Consider the following 462-nt stretch of genomic DNA (forward strand, 5'->3'; position numbering starts at 1 on the left):
TCAGATTTTTGTTCAGGTTCCGACTGTCTGCATAGCTGATCTCACTTAAGGAAGCCTGGTAACGGAAGCGGGCCTGGGTGGTCAGCCTCTCGGTTCGTCGGGTTTGTCGGTTTTCGGTTTCTGCCTGCAGCAGCAACTCCAGGCCCTCTTTGAGCGACAGGTTTTGCAGTTGCCGGGTTTCACTCAGACTGATGTAACGGTGTCTCATTCCGGCCAGTCTCAGCTGGCCCATCTGTTCTTCGATTTTCATAGTAAACACTTTATAATTAATTAAAAAAAGATTTTCCACGCAAATTTTCATGGCTGGGGCTAAGAGCAAGCTCTGCAGGCGGAGTATAGTTTTTAGCCATTCCGTTGGTAATGACCTGATCGATAAAACGATAATGACAGCTACCTGCCTGTAGAGCAATCTTGCAGGCATTTCGGAAGACCTCGGGTGGTGTTTTAGCGGCTAGTCGCAAC

The 462-nt window shown here is 48.5% G+C and carries 2 protein-coding genes; both read right to left on the reverse strand.

What is annotated here, in order from left to right; genetic code table 11:
• The coding region (locus AB2U10_RS19340) for an ATP-binding protein (RefSeq protein WP_493820790.1) at positions 1 to 250 on the reverse strand (250 nt) is incomplete at its 3' end.
• Between the two features lie 16 nt (positions 251 to 266).
• On the reverse strand, positions 267 to 462 hold a 196-nt coding region (locus AB2U10_RS19345), incomplete at its 5' end, for a hypothetical protein (protein ID WP_493820791.1).

The organism is Leadbetterella sp. DM7 (genome assembly GCF_040829825.2).
In the GTDB taxonomy this organism is placed as follows: Bacteria; Bacteroidota; Bacteroidia; order Cytophagales; family Spirosomataceae; genus Leadbetterella.